Origin of the sequence: Subtercola frigoramans, assembly GCF_016907385.1 — a bacterium.
Lineage (GTDB): Bacteria > Actinomycetota > Actinomycetes > Actinomycetales > Microbacteriaceae > Subtercola > Subtercola frigoramans.
This window is the reverse complement of the sequence record NZ_JAFBBU010000001.1, coordinates 203,033-220,172: the sequence shown is the minus strand read 5'-3', so window position 1 is coordinate 220,172 and position 17,140 is coordinate 203,033. Positions and strand designations below refer to the sequence as shown.

Below are 17,140 nucleotides of genomic sequence, written 5' to 3'. Positions count from 1 at the left end.
TCTTAGAGCATGAGGTGGTTCGACGGGCTCGGCTGGGTTGGTGCCCTGCTGCCAACCCTCATCGCAGTGCTGCTGCTCGCAGCGATAACTATTACGGCGCTGCGCGTCTCCGCCGTGCCGCGGCCGGCGTCACCGTTCTGGGCGATTGTACGCGGGTCCCTCCAGCTCGCAGCGCTGAGCCTGGTACTCAGCGGCATCATCAGTAACCCCTGGTGGGTCGCTCTCGGACTCATCGTGATGTTTGTGGCCGCGGTCTACACCGCTTCGCGGCGCATCCACGCTACCTGGTCGCAGGCGGTGGCCGTCGGCACAGCCATGCTCACGGGGAACGCAGTCGTACTCGTCATCGTCTTCATCACCGGCGCCATAGACTTCTCACCGCGTTACGCCCTGGCCATCGGTGGCATCGTCATCGGCAACACGATGAGCATCGCGACCCTCACCGGGCGCAGCTTTCACTCTTCGGTTCGTGACCACTGGGACGAGGTTGAGGGCTGGCTCGCGCTCGGCGCCCGCCCTCTCGAATCGACTCGTGAGATCGCTCGGACCGCCATCTACTCAGCCCTCGTGCCCTCGATCGATCAGACGAAGACCACGGGCATCGTCGTACTCCCGGGCGCATTCGTCGGTGCGATCTTCGGCGGCGCATCTCCCCTTGAGGCGGGACGCTTCCAGATCGTCGTGCTGGCGGGAATCCTCGCCGCCGGAGCCCTGACCTCACTCATTCTCCTGCGCCTGATCGGCGCCGTCGCGCTGAAACCAGACGCCGAGATTTTCACCCGGCCCGCCCGCCCGAAAGATGCCCGGACGACCGCGTAGTCGACGGATACCGCCGCACCGGACTCACTCGAAGTGCTCGGCGCGCGGGCGCGGGCGATGCGATCGCAGCGATCAACCCAGCGGTGACGATGACGGCCGCGATCAACCTGATAGTGGAGTCGCAGCGGGGAGCACTGAGATCACCGCACGAAACCGGACAGTGCTGCGCCCCCCGTGAGACGATGGCGCTCGTCGCCGAACGTCCCATCCTCGTTCGAGCAACGCACGGCTGAGCGTGCTCTCTGGTTCATCCGGTTGAGTTTGCTGGTCCTCTTGAGTGGGGAGCTCGCGATACTCCCGCCAGACGAGATTGATGATTACGGCATCCAACAGCGTAAAGTTTGCCCTTGAGATGGTCGGTGTCGTAATGAACGCATCGATCTGGTAGCCGAGAAAGACGATGAGCGCACTGAGAGTCCACGGGTAAGCCCGACAGTATCGCTTGATCAGGCAGTAGGTAAGCGAAGTTTTCACTGCACCGTGCGCGACCAAGAAGGCGATGAGGAGCGTCGTTCCGCCCTGGGCTAGCTGTGCGACGAGTCGAGGGACACTGTCAGCGGCAAGAGCGTGCACGGCCGTGTGACCTTCGTGTGCCTCGTTGACCACGCCGGCCAAAGCGAAATGCACCACCTGCGGGCGAACCACAACAACAGGCCCACGATGACTTCCCCGAGGCCGTCGATGCCTTGGACGATCACCGCCGTGAAGTAGAACCGGTCAGCGAACCGACACGCATTCAGCGCACTGCGAAGAAGATGATGCAACCGATCCCGGCGATTAGGCTGTAAATGGCGAACGGTGTCAACGTCCGAGTCCGGAAGTAGCGGTCGAGAAAGCCCACTGCGAGAAGTGCGCTGATGAATGACGCAACACTGCCTGCAAGCACCTGGCCCTGGATACCCTGCCCCATCGGTCCGAAAAGGTCAGGTAGCTTCAGTACGCCGGCGGCGAGAATGACCGGGGTTGCGAGAAGGAACGAGAACCGTGCCGCCTCGCGGTGGGTGAGCCCGGCGACCATCCCACCGACCATCGAAACGCCCGAGCGGCTGATGCCAGGAAGCAAGGCGAGGATCTGCGACGCGCCCACACCAATGGCCCGGGGCACGGCAAGTCGGCTGATGGCAACATCCACATCAGCGTCGTCGTCGTTGTCGATATCGCGTGTGTCGACGAAAGTTTCATGGCGACCGTCGGAAGCCTTTGGGAATGCGGTTGGCGTCGGCTCAACCTGACGGGTGACCTCGAGCTTGCGGGCTCGGCGACGAAACCGCTCACCTAGTAACAGCACCAGGCCATTCAACGTCAGGAAGATCGCGGCGATCAGCGGCACACCCAGAACGGACCGGAACACGTGGTCGAGTAACAGACCGGCAATAGCCACCGGAATCGTGGCGAGGATCAGCAACCACGCCAACCGCTCCGGGCCGGTGTTGATGCGGCGGTAGCGAATCGATGTGAACAACCCCACGATGATTCGAGCCCAGTCTTTACGAAAGAAGATGATCAGCGCCAACGCGGTAGCGACGTGCAGCCCCACGATGAATGCGAGGTACGGCGAGTCGGGGGCCGACACGTTCATGTCGGTCGCCCACGAACCTCCAACGAGCGCGGGAATGAGTATCGAATGACCCAGGCTCGAGATGGGGAAAAGCTCGGAGATGCCCTGGATAATACCCATGACGATGGCTTCGAGGTAAGTCAGCTGGCTCATGTTTCCACGCTACGAAAATCCTGGCACGTCGCACATCGGCCAAACGAGTGAAACACACGTACACACATGTGATGACGAACAACGTTAGCTCTCTGGTCGACGCAGGCAAGGAGCCCCCGGCCTACCGCCGAAACCTGAACCATCCATCGCACGTAGTCGATTCCGTCGCAGGACACGCCTTCATCGAGGCAGGAGCCAGTGCCAGAGCGACGAACGCGCGTCAATTCGGTCGACGGATCTACGTGGAATGGCTGCTGGCCGGTCTGGTTGTGCTGGCGATGCTCGATAATAACGACGGGCCGAGCATCGTCTTCTGCACCGGGTGCGAACGCCTTTTGTCACTTTGCGACGGAGTCGGAAATGATACCGACGCTGGGATACCACGCAGCTCGGGGCGTGATTCTTCTGGATGTGCTGTGCAGGCTGGCGGCGAGGCTGGATTATCTTTGGTCCTCACGGGAGGCGGTTCTCGAGCATGAAGGTTACCGTTATGGCTCAATTGCGGGGTTGGGTGGAGCCGATTTTCATCGTCATCGACTCGTATCATCGACTCGAACGCCCAGTTGCTGCGCTACGGGGTTGGTCTACTCAGGCCTAAGCGTGGGAAGAGTAGTTCAAAACCGGCAGTGAGGCCGCCATCTAGGGCGGTTACTCCGTGGTCTGCGCCAGGGATGGTCACAAATTTGGCTACGATACCTGCGTTGATTGCTGTGGATGTGAGCTGTTTTTGAACAGCGATGAGCGAGGGATCTTTCTCCCCTGCGGTGTAAATGGCGGTGGTGTCTGGGTAGTGATTGCGCGTCATGATGATCGCCGGTTTGACGCTGTCGTAGGCTGTCTGATTGCCGGCGAAGATCGTCTTCAAAATGTTGGCGTGCTGTTCGACGCCCGCGTATTCGATTCCTGATATGTCGAGTATGTTGCCCCACATCGCGGGATATTTCGAACCGAAGTAGTTCGCGCACTCACCACCGTTGGAGTACCCGGCGATCGTCCAAGACTTCGGTTCACCCAGGATATTCAGGTGTGCGCGGGCCCAACGTGTGACGTCTTTCATCAGGTACGTCTCCGCTTTGCCGAGTGAGCTGTCCAGGCATAATGGGTCCTTTGTTGGGTCTGCCAATTGGTCGGCGACGATGACGATCGGGGCCAGACCATTGTTCTTTGCAGCAATCGCATCGAGGGCTTTGGCAATGTTTTTCGCGCTCGGGTCTCCGGGTTGTCCCATCATCATCAGAACGAATGGGAGTGCTGGCGGGTGATCCACGAGTGCGGCCGGCGGATAGTAGACCTCGGCATTCCTGGCAGGGAAACCCGATTCGGAATTCGGGATCGCGTTCGCGCCGGTGAGTTGGCCAGTCGTTCCATGGCTTGGCATTCCGGCAGGCGGGACCCACGTCGCGTACAAAGGCCCTGCCGGATGGCTTCGCGTGACAGGGTTCGGGGTCGTTGGGACCAGGGTGAGTGGGGGGTCGGTATTGATGTGGAGGAACGCGGCGACGGTCGGGTTTAGTCCGTAGCTCTGATTTATCGCAAGTGTTGTAGCCAGCGCAAAGGTGATCACTGAAGCCGCCGCCGTGACTTTCCGGCCGGTGGTGGAGGAAACGGCATTGCTCACCGCGAGGCCGATTGCCGCTAACCCAATGACGAAGAAACCGAAATCGACATCAGATACCGGGGAGCCGAAAGTGTTGAGGACGTCGACGAGAACGAGCTTGATGGCAACTGCCGCAGCGGCCCCACCGAGCAGGCCGAACATCGTCAGCCTGAGGAACCTCTTCAGCGGGACTCTCGCCAATAAGAAGACAACTAACACGGAGCTGAGAACGTAGACGGTGACGACTACGGGGCCTTCAACGATATTGACGTTGAGTAGCGCTTGAATGCCGTTCACGATGGTCGATACCTGAGTTTGTTCTGTCGCGTCTGCCGTTCACAAATCGAGCGTGAGGATTCGGCAGCGAATCGGGTGGTTGGGTTCATGTCTGTCTCTGTGCGGCACGGAGGATCGCACCCTACAGCTTAGATTGCGCAGGATCGCCGACTGGTCGGATTGTGGTGAGAGAAAAGATATGGAGCAATCCCGATAATTTGCTGGTAGAACACCATCACGATCCTGGTCCCGATTGATTGCTGGTGCACAGGGCGACAGGTATCGCTTGCACGTAGTCTGAAGGTTATGAGATCCCGCCCTCCGCTCTTCGCGTTGGCCGAGGCACCACTTCGGCGTCACTGGCTCGTTCGCGGGGCGCTCGCCTGTTCCGGTCTTTGCATCGGGGGTTTACTGCTGGTCGACGGTCTCGCTGGTTCTCCAGAACTCGCTCAGACGTCACAATCTCCCGCGACAACCGCAAATGGGGAAGCATTTGCCAGACCTGACCACCCCGTACGACGGATCGTTGAGAAGCCAGTCGTCGTCGCAATCGGCGATTCGATCATGGACGGTCACGGGCTGAACCCGGGAGACGCTTGGCCTGCTCTTGTTGCCAACCAGGAAGGATGGCGCCTCACCGATCTCGCGAGTGATGGCTCCGGGTTCGTGACTGCAGGTGATGACGGTACGACGTTCGTAGACCAAGCTGCCGTTGCTGCACAGATGAGACCCGCTCTTGTCATAATGTCCGCGAGTAGCAATGACCTGGGTCAAGACAGTGCCGCGGTATCAGCAGCGTCGGCAGACGTGTTACAGAAATTAAAGGAAGCATCCCCGAACACAAAAATCGTTTCCGTCAGTGCCGCCTGGGGAAGCACGACGCTTCCGGATCAGCTTGTCGAATTCAATTCGAACCTTGAACATGCAACCACCGACATCGGGGGCACCTACATCGATATCGGGCAGCCATTTTTCGATCATCCAGATTTGTTGCAAGACGACGACACCCACCCCACCATCGATGGCCAGAACGTCATCGCTGGGATTATCGACCAACAACTCCGCGCTGGGTGAATTCAACTCCACGCCGAGGTCCCCATAGTCCTCCCGAGTCGTGCTCCGGTGGACCATAGCGTTCGCCCAGGGGCGCAAACGTACTGATCGGACTCGTTGAACCGGCCTGCCCGGACATCCCAGCGGCCACGTCATGCCGGTGTGCAGATCGAAGCGTAACGCCTCACGACTATGGCAGCCTCACGACGGCATTTTGAATTCGCTATCGGAAAGCGCGGCGAGTTCACTCCCTGTGGAGAGTCTCAGAATGGGAGCGATCTCGCCGACGATCCGGGTCGGCTCTGAATCAGGACCTCTTGTCTCACCCGGATCCCATTGTTGACGTACTATCGTGTGCTGCGAGGATAAGAGAGTGCCGCACGGCCGATCTTGCAGCACACATGATTTGAGAACCAACCATGGCGATTACCGCCCCCAACGTCCGATCCCGTAGGCTGCCGACCCTCCTGACGGCATTTGTTGAGTCCGCCGGTCGATTGCGGAGGATCCCTTTCACCTGGACTGTTATGGCACTCATTGCAGCGGCTGCTCTCCTCCGAGCGGTCCTGTTTGCAAATTTGGCAGCCGGTACGGGTCTGGATTCTCTTTTCGTGCAGCACAACTGGATTGCAGCGGGCACTTCGGTATGGCTGGTAGAAAAACCCGTCTACCTCGTCGCGGTGTTGGTGGCCACACTTGTCCTCTTGGGCGTAGCCGAGCGACTCATGGGTCCGCTCAGAGCCCTTACCGCGTTTGTTGTCGTCACCGTGCTCGGCATCACAATCGGCATGGCAGTGCAAGGCCTTGGGGTGCTACTCGACATTCCCTCGGCCGAAGCTACCCGCGGCCAGCACATGACCGATCCGCTGATTCCGGTACTCGGTACATTCATCGCATCGACTGCCTACATGCGCCCCGTGGTTGCACGGCGAGTGCGCGTTGTCGGTTTCTCGCTGCTGTTGGTCTTCGTTCTGTACTCCGGGCAACCGTCTGACGTCTACCGGCTGACCGCGGCGGTTGCCGGTTTGATCCTTGGCCAGTTCTTCACAAAGAAGCGGCTACGGCTTCATCCCTGGAGGGCGTCGTTCACCGATGCGCGTACAACGCTCGCCGGTGTCGTCGCCGTGACCGCGCTCGGTCCGATTGTCAGCGCGATGGCTCCAGCACGTGTTGGCCTTTTTGAACCTCTCGGCGCACTATTTCGCGATTCGGCCGCCACCGATGGAGCCTCGCATGGGACCGGTGAAAGTGCCGGCGCTATCCTCGTCACGATTCTTCCCCTCGCCCTTCAGCTCATCGCGGCTTTCGCCATTTTCCGCGGACAACGGCTCGGTTTGTGGCTCGCCATCGGTATCAACGCGGCCCTCAGCGTGATGGCCGCGATCTACTTCGGTACAGCCTCCAGCCTGTCCGCAGCGGGTAACGCAATTACCGGCGCAGTCGACGACACGCTGCTCTCGGTCATAGTCGCGATCGGAGTACCCGCAGCCGTTGCTGTTGGGGCCCTCGGATGCCGAAGGTTCTTCCCCCCGAACACTGGCCACATTCCCGTCCACCGGTTCTTTGTGAGCGCGTTACTTGCGCTGGTCGTCGTTTCTGGCGTGTACGTCACGGTTGGAACCCTGGGACTCAGTGGCACGGCACCCGCTTCCTTCTCGGAGTTGATGAGCGGCCTGCCGGAACGCCTCGTCCCTGAAGGCTTTCTCACCTTCGAACAGGTGCAGGTTGCCCCAGACGGTATCGTGGACCGTTTGCTTTATGACTGGCTTGGAGCGGCGTTCTGGTCGAGCCTGGTGGTCCTCGCGCTCATCGGCATCGTCCGCACCGCTCCTGAAGCTGCCTCATCTGCTTCGCGTAAGACGCGAGCGTTTCTGAAGGAGGGATTGGGCAGAGGCCCACTCGCATGGATGACGACCTGGTCTGGACACCATTATTGGTATGCCAGCAACGACGTCGGAATCATCGCGTACCGAATCATCAGCGGCATCGCCGTGACGACCGGCGAACCGTTGTGCCGAATCGACGACACCGCCCAAGTGATCGACGAATTCGTTACATTCTGTGAAGATCACGGCTGGGCTCCCGCTCTTTATGGAGTATCCGAGACGCTCCGTCGCCAATTCTCGACAACGAACTGGTACTTCATGAAAGTCGGCGAAGAAACCGTACTCAGTCCAGAAACCTGGTCGCTGGGCGGGAAAAAGATGCAGAACATCCGAACGTCGCTGACGCGGGCAGCGAAGACGGGGCTCACGTGTGAATGGACAACATATGCCGCGCTGACAACTGCACAACGCGAGCAGATCAGCGAAATCTCTGATGGATGGGTGACGGAGAAAAAACTTCCCGAGATGGGCTTCACTCTCGGCGGAGTCGACGAACTCAAAGATCACGAGGTCTCCCTGACGATCGCGACCACAGAAAGTGGCCGCATCGAAGCCGTCACCAGCTGGTTGCCCACTTTTCACAATGGGATCATCATCGGCTTGACGCTGGACTTCATGCGCCGACGCGCCGACGGCATGCCGGGCGTTATGGATGTGATCGTTGCGGAAACGATGGCCAAAGCGAAAGAACTCGGCATCAGGACCGTGAGCCTTTCCGCCGCGCCGCTGGCTGAGACAGCCGCGGCGACGCGCAAGAGCACCGCTCTCCTCAGCCGAATCCTCGAACCTGCATACGGCTTTCAATCCCTTCATCGCTACAAGAGCAAGTTTCAACCAGAAGTACGACCCTTGTTCTTGATGTACCAAGACCCATTCGCGTTACCGTCCATCGGGCTCGGACTTGCTAAAGCCTACGTACCCGATATATCGCTGCGACAGATCGTCGGTCTTCTCAAACCCGCCCGGTGAATTCGCAGGCAATGCTCGAACCGGCAAGACCTCTCCCTCGATGCCGTCGACCTGCCCATGTTTGCACTTAGGGCAACCCTCCGTCGTAACTGCGCTCGGACCACCGCCTGACTCCTGGCACCTAGGGCCGAATTATTGTCGCCAAGCTACATCACACCCAGCTCGCCCAATGAGCTAGTTCATCCACAACTTCATCGCAACAGACACGGTGAGTTTTCTGCCCGAACGGGACGGCCGGCCCGGCACGTATTGGACAAAGTGGCCGTGCGTTCCGGCATCAAAGACTTCCGATCTTTCCGCTCCGACGAAATCTCACTCACTCTCTGATTCCAGGTTTCGATGCACCAAATTCTGGTCTCGCTGGTTGTGTTCTTTCGGCAGCCTGCGTGAGGGTTCGCCATTCCCGCCAGACGAGCCAGATGATGACGATGTCGAGCAGGGCGAGCACGATCAGGCCGACGGTTGGTTTCTGGATGACCGTGTAGATCTGGTAGACGGCGAACAGCCCGAGCACGGCCAGCGCGTAGGGGTAGACCCACCGGTACTCCTTGAGCAGGCAGTAGACGAGCACGAGTTTGACGATGCCGTGGGTGAGCAGGAACACGATCACGAAAGCGCTTGCGCCGGCGGCAAGGGTTGTGTCGAGGCGGCCGGCGTATTGGGCAATGAACAACCGTAGGGTTTCGTCGTCGGAGTCCGTGTGCATGAGGGGCGCGAGCGAGGCCCGAAGAATGCCCGGTGCTAGCCAGAGAAGGAGCCCGGCAACGAGTTCGATGAGTCCGTCGATGCCTTTGATGATGATGCCGACACGGTAGACCAGCTCAAGAACCCGCGCTCGACGGCCAGCCACGGCAACCTCACCCGCGGGAACGCTCGCTTCTTCGGTCATTCTGCAACGTTATTCGGTGCGAGCCGGCCCGAGTACGGGCTTGCGGAAAAGGTCGGTCTGCACTTCGAGGAGCGTCTCTGACGACTCTCCGACCTGATCAGCGATCGCGTGCTGGACCCACTGCACTCTTCGCAACAGGCAGAGCGACCTCGTTCCCCTCCGCGTCGCGGCGCACATGCTGTTCGGCCTGGGAAGCCTCATGGTCGTCGGCGTCGAGCAAGGCCGCCAAAAATCTGAAAGCTGCGACTGAATCATCGACTGGCAGAAAAGCCGGGGCGGAGCAGGCTTGGGTCTATGGGCGCGTGTCAGACTCGGTTTCGCGGGCGCGAACCATCCGTCCAATGAGGAGCGCAACACCGATCGAGAGTGAAACCCATATAGTCGCAGCGAGCGTTGTCGCCTTGAGGGCATCGTGGAGAAGATCGTTCATGGTGTTTCCTTGTCTTTTGTGGCGAACTTGTCCGTGCATTTTGGTTCTGGCGCTTGCTCGAGGTACAACTCACACTAAATACCCGCTGATGAGATGACATCGCACGAGCGAGCGATTTGCTTGTCATCCCCCAGGATGAGGGCCCGAGATCGGGACCAGAGCTCATTTCCCATCAGGTGGAGACCCGAAAGGTGATTGCGGATGCGAGGCTTCGCGTCGGGTTAGCCGGGTGTGAGGGCTGTGACCACCGTTCGGGCGCTTGTCCAGTAGCTCGTGTAGTAGTCCGGGTCGGCGTTGACTTGCACGGCGTGTGCGGCCTGGGTGGGGGTGAGGCTGACCCATCCGGGAACTTTCATCAAGGCGTCGAAGAAGTTGGTGGCGGCCGTGTACGGGTTCATTCGATCGGCCAGCGATCCCCACGCTCCGTTGTCTCGTTGTTGAAACAGTCCGCGACTGTCGGCGCCAGCGGCATCGCCATAATCGAGGTTGACAAGGCCTGATTCACCCATGGCTGTCATGACACCGACGGCTTGGGTGTGCACGCCGACTCCGGCATCACGACCGGCGTTGATGATGTGGGCCGCGTTGACGAGTTCGGGTTGACAATACCCACCGATCGGGCCTGCCGGCACCGCGATCGTACCAACGTCAACCACGGCGGCGGCCGGGCAGCTGACCGCTCTGCCATGCGAAAGGGATCCCGTTGCGAAGGGGATGGACGAGCATCCTGCTGTGACGGTGAGGAGAACTGCCGATAGTGCCACCGGGATTACCGAGGTTGTACGAGTTCGCACAAGACCTCCCGACTCGAATTTTCTCAAAGACCACTCTGGGCCAGCGGTGAGCATAACCAGCGGACATGTTCGAACCCATGAGTAACACTGTGAATCACATGATTGACCAGGTTGGGGGCTTCTTGAGGGCACCCGATCTGAGCGAATGTCTCTCCGAGTTCGTTCTCACGTTGGTCTCACTGAGCGGAGTCTACTTTTGGCCATGGGCCGTGAGCGGGTCTACACCGGAGGAGAGTGGCATGTGGGTTGGGTACGTTCTTCGTGAACTCGGCCATCGATGGCGGCAAGCCGCCACGGTGATCCTCGGGATTGCGGTTGCGGTTGCCGTCGTGATCGTGATCGGTGGTGTCGCGCTCGGGTTGCAGGCGGCCCAATCAGTAGCGGTGGCGTCACTGTACGGCGTTGGTACGGACATTACTGTGACGCGGCCAGCCGCGCCCGGATCGGCTGCACCGAAGTTCAATTTCGGCAAGGCGGATGGTGCTTCAGCGGGCGGTTCGACGCAGTTCGTTCAAAGCAAGCTTGCCGTTGCCCGAGGACTGGCGACATCGGAGATGTCACAAGCCACCACGGTGGCAGCGGTCCCATCGGTGTCGTCGGTGGAGTCGGTTCTGATGCTCGACAATTACGACTTCAGTGGTGTGATCCCTGACATTACCGGGAACCTCCCACCCGCGTCGGGGGATGGCGTCGCTGCCGACGGCCCGACCGGGGCCGATGGTGCGGGTGGGAGCTCGTTCGGTGTCGATACCTTCAGCGTTGCTGGTATCGACGTGGCGCACGAAGCCGACGCTGGCCCTCTCGCATCGACGACGGTCACTGCGGGTCGGGCATTGACACTCGCGGATGTCGGACAGCGGGTGGCGTTAGTTGACGAGGCGTATGCGAAAGAGAACCAGCTCAGTGTCGGGGGTCCGGTGAACATCGGCGGCGTAGACATACCCATTGTCGGATTGGTGACTTCGTCCTCGACTGGCACTCCGACGCGGGCGAATGCGTACCTGCCGTTGGATGTTGCGCAGACTTTGAGTGGCCTGCCGGGTCAGATCACCCATGTCTACGTCAAGGCTGCGTCTTCTTCCGATGTCGGCTCGATTCAGCAAGCGTTGAAGTCTGCGCTTCCGGAAACGGTTGTTGAAACCCAGTCAGAGCTGGCGGGTAGCGTAACTGGTTCCTTGACGACGGCCAACGATTTGACCCGCACGCTGGGTTTGTGGTTGAGCGTCATTGCTTTTGCGGCTGCAACTCTTCTCGCTGCACTCTTCACCGTCGCCGGTGTCACCCGCCGCACCCGCGAATTCGGAACGCTCAAGGCTCTCGGTTGGAAAAACTGGCAAGTCTCTTCGCAGGTTGCCGGTGAGGCGGTGGTGGAAGCGATTTTCGGCACGGTCGTCGGGCTCGCCCTGGGTGCTGTGAGCATCCTGTTGGTCAACGCTTTCGCGCCGTCGTTCGCGGCCACCTTGTCAACGTCTGGGGCATCCGCGCAGATTCCTCTGATGTCACCGTTCCCTGCTGCTCTGGTGCCCGTGATGGTTGGCCTGGCGATCGGCGCGGCTCTGGTTTCCTCGATCGCAGGCTCTCTGAGAGTCGCCCGCCTTCGCCCATCTGAAGCGCTTCGAAGCGCGGAGTAGAGAACCCATGTATGAGCTTGTGAACGTATCGAAGTCGTATCGCAGCCGGGACGGCGCCGTGACTGCTCTAGATGAGGTGTCGCTGAAAATAGCGGATGGGGAATGGGTGGCCGTTCAGGGCCCGACCGGCGGCGGGAAGTCCACATTGCTGCAGCTCCTCGGTGCTCTGGAGCAACCGACATCGGGAACGGTCACGCTCAGCGCTGATTCTGGTGCGCTTGAGCTTGGGACCTTGTCGGAGCGGAGACTTTCCGGGATTCGCGCGAAGCGGATCGGGTTCGTCTTTCAAAGCTTCAACCTCATTCCGACTCTCACCGCTGTCAACAATGTGGTTGCCGCGCTTCGCCCGATCGGGGTGCGCGGGCCCGTTGCGCACGCTCGCGCCCGGGAAGCTCTCGGGCGGGTGGGGCTCGGTGACCGAGTCAATCATCTGCCGGCGACGCTCTCCGGAGGCCAGCAGCAACGAGTGGCCATCGCGCGCGCGTTGGTCAAAAACCCGGATGTCATCCTGGCAGATGAACCAACCGGGAACCTCGATGAGAGGATGCGTGACGAGATCGTGAGCCTGTTGCAACGTATCTGGGAAGAACAGCGGGTGACGCTGGTGATGGTGACCCACGACATCCAGGTTGCGTCCCGCTCGGGACGCATCCTGACCTTGGACGGCGGGCGTCTGGTTTCTGGCGCGGAAGTCTAGGCGCGTCGTAGGTTACCGTGCAGCTATGAGAATTCTGGTTGTCGAAGATGATCTGAGAATCGCTGACGTTCTCCGGCGCGCCTTGGGTGAAGCTGGGTACGCGGTCGACGTTACTCATTCCACGTCGGCGGCGATGGAGGCGTTCTCTGTCGAGAAATATGATCTCGTTCTGCTCGATTTGCTGCTCCCCGGGTTGCCAGGCGGAGGGATGGAGGTGTGTCGACTGATCCGGGCAGAGAACAGGGACGTACCCATACTGATGCTCACGGCCGTCGATTCGCCGCGCAACCGGGTCAGCGGGCTGGACGCCGGCGCGGACGACTACCTGACGAAACCGTTCCACCTGCAAGAACTCTTAGCGCGCGTCCGTGCACTCCTGCGAAGGGCCCCGCGAGCCGATCATCCCATCGTCACCGTGGGGAGTGTTTCTCTCAACCCAGCAACTCGTGCAGCGAGCCGGGGGGATCGAACCATTGCTTTGACGAGCAAGGAATTCGCGGTTCTGGAATACCTGATGCGAAACGCCGGGACGATTGTCAGTGCCTCCGAACTCATCGACCACGCGTGGGATGGCAACTACGAGGGGTACAGCAACGTGGTGCAGACGTACATCCGGTATATCAGGCAGAAGGTCAACGAGCCGAGTGAAGCCGATTTCATTCGCACCCACCGCGGCATGGGTTATTCGGTGGAGCCGGGAGCATGATCTTCAGACAGGCGACGATACGCCTGACAGTGGTGTTCACGCTGATCCTCTTGGTACTTTTCGGAGCATTCGCTGCCGGGGTATACCTTTTCGTGGTCAGCTCCTTCGACTACGACAGCGCCCTCAACACCGGCAACAGTGCCGTGGATGCTGCCGAGCAAAGCTTCGCGGACCTCCGCTTCGGACTCGCGACCGGCTACCTGGCACTCGTGATCGTGCTGCCCGTCATCTGCTTCCTCATGGTCCGCCTCGTGCTCAGGCCTGCCCGCCGAGGATTCGAAGCTCAACAGCGTTTCGTCGACGACGCCTCGCACGAGTTCCGCACGCCGCTGAGTATCATCCAAGGCGAATTGGAACTCGTCATCAGCCGCCCGCGCCCCCGGGACGAGTACGTCACCGCAATCACCACCGCACTTGATGAAGTCGATCACCTCAACACACTCACAAGCGACCTGCTGCTTCTGACGCGCGCCAACACGGCCACGTTGATGACCGCGTTTCAGCCCGTCAGCCTCGGCACGGTCGTCGATCGGGCGGTCGACTCCTACTCGCGCGGACCCCAGACCGGCAGGCTCACCGTCACAGGCAGCGACGTGATCGTGTACGGCTCCGACGACCTCCTGATCCGTGCTGTGGGCAACATCATCGACAATGCCCTGAAATTCTCCCCTCCCAAAAGTAAGGTGTCGGTGACCGTTTCGGAGCACGCAGACCACGCACGCATCGTGGTCACGGACACCGGTACGGGTTTGACTTCTGGAGAAAAAACGCACGCGTTCGAACGATTCTGGCGCGCGGAAACATCTCGAACATTGCCCGGCCAGGGCCTCGGCCTGGCGCTCGTGAAACAAATCATCGAAGCCCACCACGGAACCGTGAAATTGGCGTCGAACGAAGGACACGGAACCCGAGTGACGCTGGAAATACCCACCGATGCACGCTGACCGATTTCACTGAGAAACCGCTGCGCCGCCCTGTGGCGAGGCCTGGACCGGGCGGCGTCCCAGAGCCGAAAATGAGACCACCGTGAGGACGATTCGGATGCCGCCTCTCCCATACCTTGTGGGCAGCTGGGAACCCCCGGGCAGCATCTATTCAGGCAGCCAACGATTTTAGCGGCGTTGATCAGGAACTTCACCTATGAACGGTGCTCGCGGTCCGGTCCGGCCGTCCAGGACAGGGAAATCTGGCCCAAGATTCTGTACACGCACTCAGGCTTATCAGGTGACGCTCAGACGCTGCTTTTCGGAGGTTCATTAGCATCCATCGCATGACCACATCCCTCGAGCCCACGGCGTACTCCGCACGACACATGCTCAGTAAAGTTCCAGCGATCACCATCTGGTTCTGGATCATCAAGATTCTGTGCACGACCGTTGGGGAAACCTTCGCCGACTTCATCAACGTCGCGCTCGGAGTGGGCCTAGTCAGCACGGCGATAATCTTCACTGTCGTGACGGCTGCGGTTCTGACGCTCCAAATGACGCGTCGGCGATACCAGCCAGGCGTGTATTGGCTGACCGTGGTCGTGATGAGCATCACGGGAACCCTGTACACCGACATCCTCACCGACCAGGCCGGTGTGCCACTCGGAGTCAGCGCCGCAATCTTCTCCGGAGCACTTGCCATCGTCTTCGCGATCTGGTTCGTCAAAGAACGCACCCTTTCCATCCACAGCATCGTGACCGCGCCACGAGAAGCTTTCTACTGGCTCACCGTGCTCGTCACATTCGCCCTCGGCACTGCCCTCGGCGACTGCACACTCGAACTCACCGGATGGGGACCAGGCGCATCGATCCTGTTGCCGTTGGTCCTCATCGCCATCGTCGCAGCCCTCTGGCGCTTTGGCGCGAACCCAGTGCTCACATTCTGGATCGCCTACATCCTCACCCGTCCCCTCGGAGCGAACATCGGAGACTGGCTCGGACTCACACCAGCCGAAGGCGGCATCGGACTCGGCACGCTCGTGACGAGCATCATCTTCCTCGCCGCAATCCTCGGAACCGTCGTCTACCTCTCGGTCACTAAAACAGATGTCGACCAGAACGCCGAAGCCGAACCCCACACCGACGCCGAAAGGCCGGCCTCTCCCGTCAGGCGACGCGCCTCCGCTGTCATCCTGGTCGCCGTTGGCGCTGCAACAGTCGCACTTCTCATCACCACCAGTAACCTTCCCCACACAAGCGCCCTCGCAGACGAAGCAGCGGCCCCATCGTGCTCGGACACCTCCACCGCGTTGTCCCAGTCCGAAGCACAAGCTGCGGTGAAGGCAAACTACCCCGCCACGAACGTCGACGAGCTCACAACAATCGTCACGGACACGCTCACACTAGTCACCCAGAACGATCAAACAGGGGCAGCCGCCCGCGCCACCGATCTTGAAACAACCTGGGACGACAACCAACCAGAACTCAACGCTGCCGACTGCCGAGCATGGACATTCCTCGACAAGCAGATCGACCCCGTACTCAAATCCGTACGCGCACAAACACCCGATCCGGCAAAGGAACAACAAGCGCTACAGCAGCTCCTCACCACCCTCAGTTCGTAACCAAGCGAAGAACACGACTCCGGCACAGCAGAAGCATGCAGCCGGCGGCGTCCGTGTCGATGGGCAGGCGGGGGCGCTCACAGGTCCCCGCCTGCCCATCCGCCACTGCGACATACACGCATACTCAGGGACCCAAACGGACGACCAGCTCGAACAGTCCCGCTGATCCGGCTGCCACCGCCCGGATGGCCACTGTCATCCCATGTGTGTAGGCAGAAGTTCGATCGTTTGGCTGATTCGGCGGGTGATTTCACTACCTAGCGTTGGCCATACCGTCGAGAAGGAGACAATCATGAGCGACACAGTCAGACCAGTCATCGCGGCTGAAGCCAAGGGTGTCAGCAAGGTGTACGGTACCGGCGACAGTGCCACAACCGCGCTGTCCGGCGTGGATCTCCGCATCGAGTCGGGCACACTGACCGCAATCATGGGGCCGAGTGGTTCAGGTAAATCCACTCTGATGCACGTCTTCGCGGGACTGGACAACGCCACGTCTGGCAGCGTTTCGATCGGCGACACCGACATCACCAACCTCAATGACAACGAGTTGACCTTGTTGCGTCGCCGCCGGCTCGGTTTCGTCTTCCAGGCGTTCAACCTGGTCCCGACGCTCACCGTTCTGGGCAATGTCACCCTCCCATTCGAACTCGACGGACGAAAGCCGAGCACCGCGGAACTCGTGTGGGTGCGGGAACTTCTCGCCAGGCTCGGGCTCGGGATGCTCGAAGCCCGGCGCCCGCATGAACTCTCCGGAGGCCAGCAGCAGCGTGTCGCTATCGCGCGTGCTCTCGCGATGAGGCCACAACTCATCTTCGCCGACGAACCCACCGGGAACCTCGACTCTCGATCCAGCCGCGAAGTACTCACCCTGCTTCGCGATCTGACCCGCGAGTACGCGCAAACGGTCGTACTGGTGACCCATGACCCTATCGCCGCCTCTCACGCCGACCGGATCATCTTCATCGCCGACGGATCCATAGCCCACGACGTCGGCGCCAGCGACGCGAAAACTCTCTCGGACATCATCCTCGCCCTCGAGGTGAATGCGTGATCGCGCTCGCTTACAGGGAACTCTGGCACGGCGGCCGCCGGCACACGTCCAGCGTCCTGGTCGCCATTTTGTCTTCCGTG

15 protein-coding genes are annotated in these 17,140 nt (G+C 60.4%); 9 read left to right on the top strand and 6 right to left on the bottom strand.

Annotated features, from left to right (window positions below; genetic code table 11):
• Positions 1-9: 9 nt before the first annotated feature.
• Positions 10-819: an ABC transporter permease gene (locus JOE66_RS01070; RefSeq protein ID WP_205106318.1), complete on the top strand. Its 810-nt coding sequence runs from the start codon at positions 10-12 to the stop codon at positions 817-819.
• 102 nt (positions 820-921) lie between these two features.
• Here JOE66_RS01070 and JOE66_RS17745 read toward each other — a convergent pair whose 3' ends face one another.
• The 3 genes from JOE66_RS17745 to JOE66_RS01055 form a co-directional block, all read right to left on the bottom strand.
• Positions 922-1,425: a DUF2127 domain-containing protein gene (locus JOE66_RS17745; protein ID WP_372435501.1), complete on the bottom strand. Its 504-nt coding sequence runs from the start codon at positions 1,423-1,425 to the stop codon at positions 922-924.
• Positions 1,426-1,555: 130 nt separating this feature from the next.
• Complete coding sequence (locus JOE66_RS01060) at positions 1,556-2,530, bottom strand: undecaprenyl-diphosphate phosphatase (protein WP_205106316.1); 975 nt, start codon at positions 2,528-2,530, stop codon at positions 1,556-1,558.
• 571 nt (positions 2,531-3,101) lie between these two features.
• The gene (locus JOE66_RS01055; RefSeq protein WP_205106315.1) at positions 3,102-4,424 is read right to left on the bottom strand and encodes an alpha/beta hydrolase; all 1,323 of its coding nucleotides are present in this window, start codon (positions 4,422-4,424) and stop codon (positions 3,102-3,104) included.
• Between the two features lie 285 nt (positions 4,425-4,709).
• Here JOE66_RS01055 and JOE66_RS01050 point away from each other — a divergent pair, with 285 nt between their 5' ends.
• Both JOE66_RS01050 and JOE66_RS01045 read left to right on the top strand, forming a co-directional pair.
• Entirely contained in the window at positions 4,710-5,477 is a 768-nt protein-coding gene (locus tag JOE66_RS01050; RefSeq protein WP_205106314.1) for an SGNH/GDSL hydrolase family protein, read from the top strand.
• Positions 5,478-5,983: 506 nt separating this feature from the next.
• Positions 5,984-8,311: a bifunctional lysylphosphatidylglycerol flippase/synthetase MprF gene (locus JOE66_RS01045; protein ID WP_205106313.1), complete on the top strand. Its 2,328-nt coding sequence runs from the start codon at positions 5,984-5,986 to the stop codon at positions 8,309-8,311.
• Positions 8,312-8,627: 316 nt separating this feature from the next.
• Here the strand turns inward: JOE66_RS01045 and JOE66_RS01040 are convergent, their stop codons facing one another.
• From JOE66_RS01040 to JOE66_RS01030, 3 genes are all read right to left on the bottom strand, one after another.
• On the bottom strand, positions 8,628-9,200 hold the full coding sequence (locus JOE66_RS01040) for a DUF2127 domain-containing protein (RefSeq protein WP_205106312.1): 573 nt from the start codon (positions 9,198-9,200) through the stop codon (positions 8,628-8,630).
• A gap of 292 nt (positions 9,201-9,492) precedes the next feature.
• Positions 9,493-9,630 carry a hypothetical protein gene (locus JOE66_RS01035; RefSeq protein ID WP_205106311.1) on the bottom strand — a complete coding sequence of 46 codons (138 nt, stop codon included), beginning with the start codon at positions 9,628-9,630 and terminating at the stop codon, positions 9,493-9,495.
• 221 nt (positions 9,631-9,851) lie between these two features.
• On the bottom strand, positions 9,852-10,394 hold the full coding sequence (locus tag JOE66_RS01030; protein ID WP_205106310.1) for a hypothetical protein: 543 nt from the start codon (positions 10,392-10,394) through the stop codon (positions 9,852-9,854).
• Positions 10,395-10,663: 269 nt separating this feature from the next.
• On the opposite strand from JOE66_RS01030, the gene JOE66_RS01025 reads away from it, so the two are divergent.
• The 6 genes from JOE66_RS01025 (at position 10,664) to JOE66_RS01000 (ending at position 17,060) form a co-directional block, all read left to right on the top strand.
• On the top strand, positions 10,664-12,055 hold the full coding sequence (locus tag JOE66_RS01025) for an ABC transporter permease (protein ID WP_205106309.1): 1,392 nt from the start codon (positions 10,664-10,666) through the stop codon (positions 12,053-12,055).
• A 58-nt stretch (positions 12,056-12,113) separates the two neighbouring features.
• A complete protein-coding gene (locus JOE66_RS01020) occupies positions 12,114-12,752 on the top strand; it encodes an ABC transporter ATP-binding protein (protein WP_307826990.1) in 639 nt (212 codons plus the stop codon).
• 25 nt (positions 12,753-12,777) lie between these two features.
• Entirely contained in the window at positions 12,778-13,458 is a 681-nt protein-coding gene (locus tag JOE66_RS01015) for a response regulator transcription factor (protein WP_205106307.1), read from the top strand.
• On the top strand, positions 13,455-14,402 hold the full coding sequence (locus JOE66_RS01010; RefSeq protein ID WP_205106306.1) for a sensor histidine kinase: 948 nt from the start codon (positions 13,455-13,457) through the stop codon (positions 14,400-14,402). The genes JOE66_RS01015 and JOE66_RS01010 overlap by 4 nt, the downstream gene beginning before the upstream one ends.
• 326 nt (positions 14,403-14,728) lie before the next feature.
• The gene (locus tag JOE66_RS01005; protein WP_239518175.1) at positions 14,729-16,009 is read left to right on the top strand and encodes a COG4705 family protein; all 1,281 of its coding nucleotides are present in this window, start codon (positions 14,729-14,731) and stop codon (positions 16,007-16,009) included.
• A 292-nt stretch (positions 16,010-16,301) separates the two neighbouring features.
• Positions 16,302-17,060: an ABC transporter ATP-binding protein gene (locus JOE66_RS01000; protein WP_205106305.1), complete on the top strand. Its 759-nt coding sequence runs from the start codon at positions 16,302-16,304 to the stop codon at positions 17,058-17,060.
• Positions 17,061-17,140 lie beyond the last annotated feature (80 nt).

What these genes read in the sequence shown, in the direction of transcription:
- JOE66_RS01070 (WP_205106318.1), top strand. Translation starts at nt 10, where the DNA reads ATGAGGTGGTTCGACGGGCTCGGCTGGGTTGGTGCCCTGCTGCCAACC.
- JOE66_RS01060 (WP_205106316.1), bottom strand. Translation starts at nt 2,530, where the DNA reads ATGAGCCAGCTGACTTACCTCGAAGCCATCGTCATGGGTATTATCCAG.
- JOE66_RS01050 (WP_205106314.1), top strand. Translation starts at nt 4,710, where the DNA reads ATGAGATCCCGCCCTCCGCTCTTCGCGTTGGCCGAGGCACCACTTCGG.
- JOE66_RS01045 (WP_205106313.1), top strand. Translation starts at nt 5,984, where the DNA reads ATGGCACTCATTGCAGCGGCTGCTCTCCTCCGAGCGGTCCTGTTTGCA.
- JOE66_RS01040 (WP_205106312.1), bottom strand. Translation starts at nt 9,200, where the DNA reads ATGACCGAAGAAGCGAGCGTTCCCGCGGGTGAGGTTGCCGTGGCTGGC.
- JOE66_RS01035 (WP_205106311.1), bottom strand. Translation starts at nt 9,630, where the DNA reads ATGAACGATCTTCTCCACGATGCCCTCAAGGCGACAACGCTCGCTGCG.
- JOE66_RS01025 (WP_205106309.1), top strand. Translation starts at nt 10,664, where the DNA reads ATGTGGGTTGGGTACGTTCTTCGTGAACTCGGCCATCGATGGCGGCAA.
- JOE66_RS01015 (WP_205106307.1), top strand. Translation starts at nt 12,778, where the DNA reads ATGAGAATTCTGGTTGTCGAAGATGATCTGAGAATCGCTGACGTTCTC.
- JOE66_RS01010 (WP_205106306.1), top strand. Translation starts at nt 13,455, where the DNA reads ATGATCTTCAGACAGGCGACGATACGCCTGACAGTGGTGTTCACGCTG.
- JOE66_RS01005 (WP_239518175.1), top strand. Translation starts at nt 14,729, where the DNA reads ATGACCACATCCCTCGAGCCCACGGCGTACTCCGCACGACACATGCTC.
- JOE66_RS01000 (WP_205106305.1), top strand. Translation starts at nt 16,302, where the DNA reads ATGAGCGACACAGTCAGACCAGTCATCGCGGCTGAAGCCAAGGGTGTC.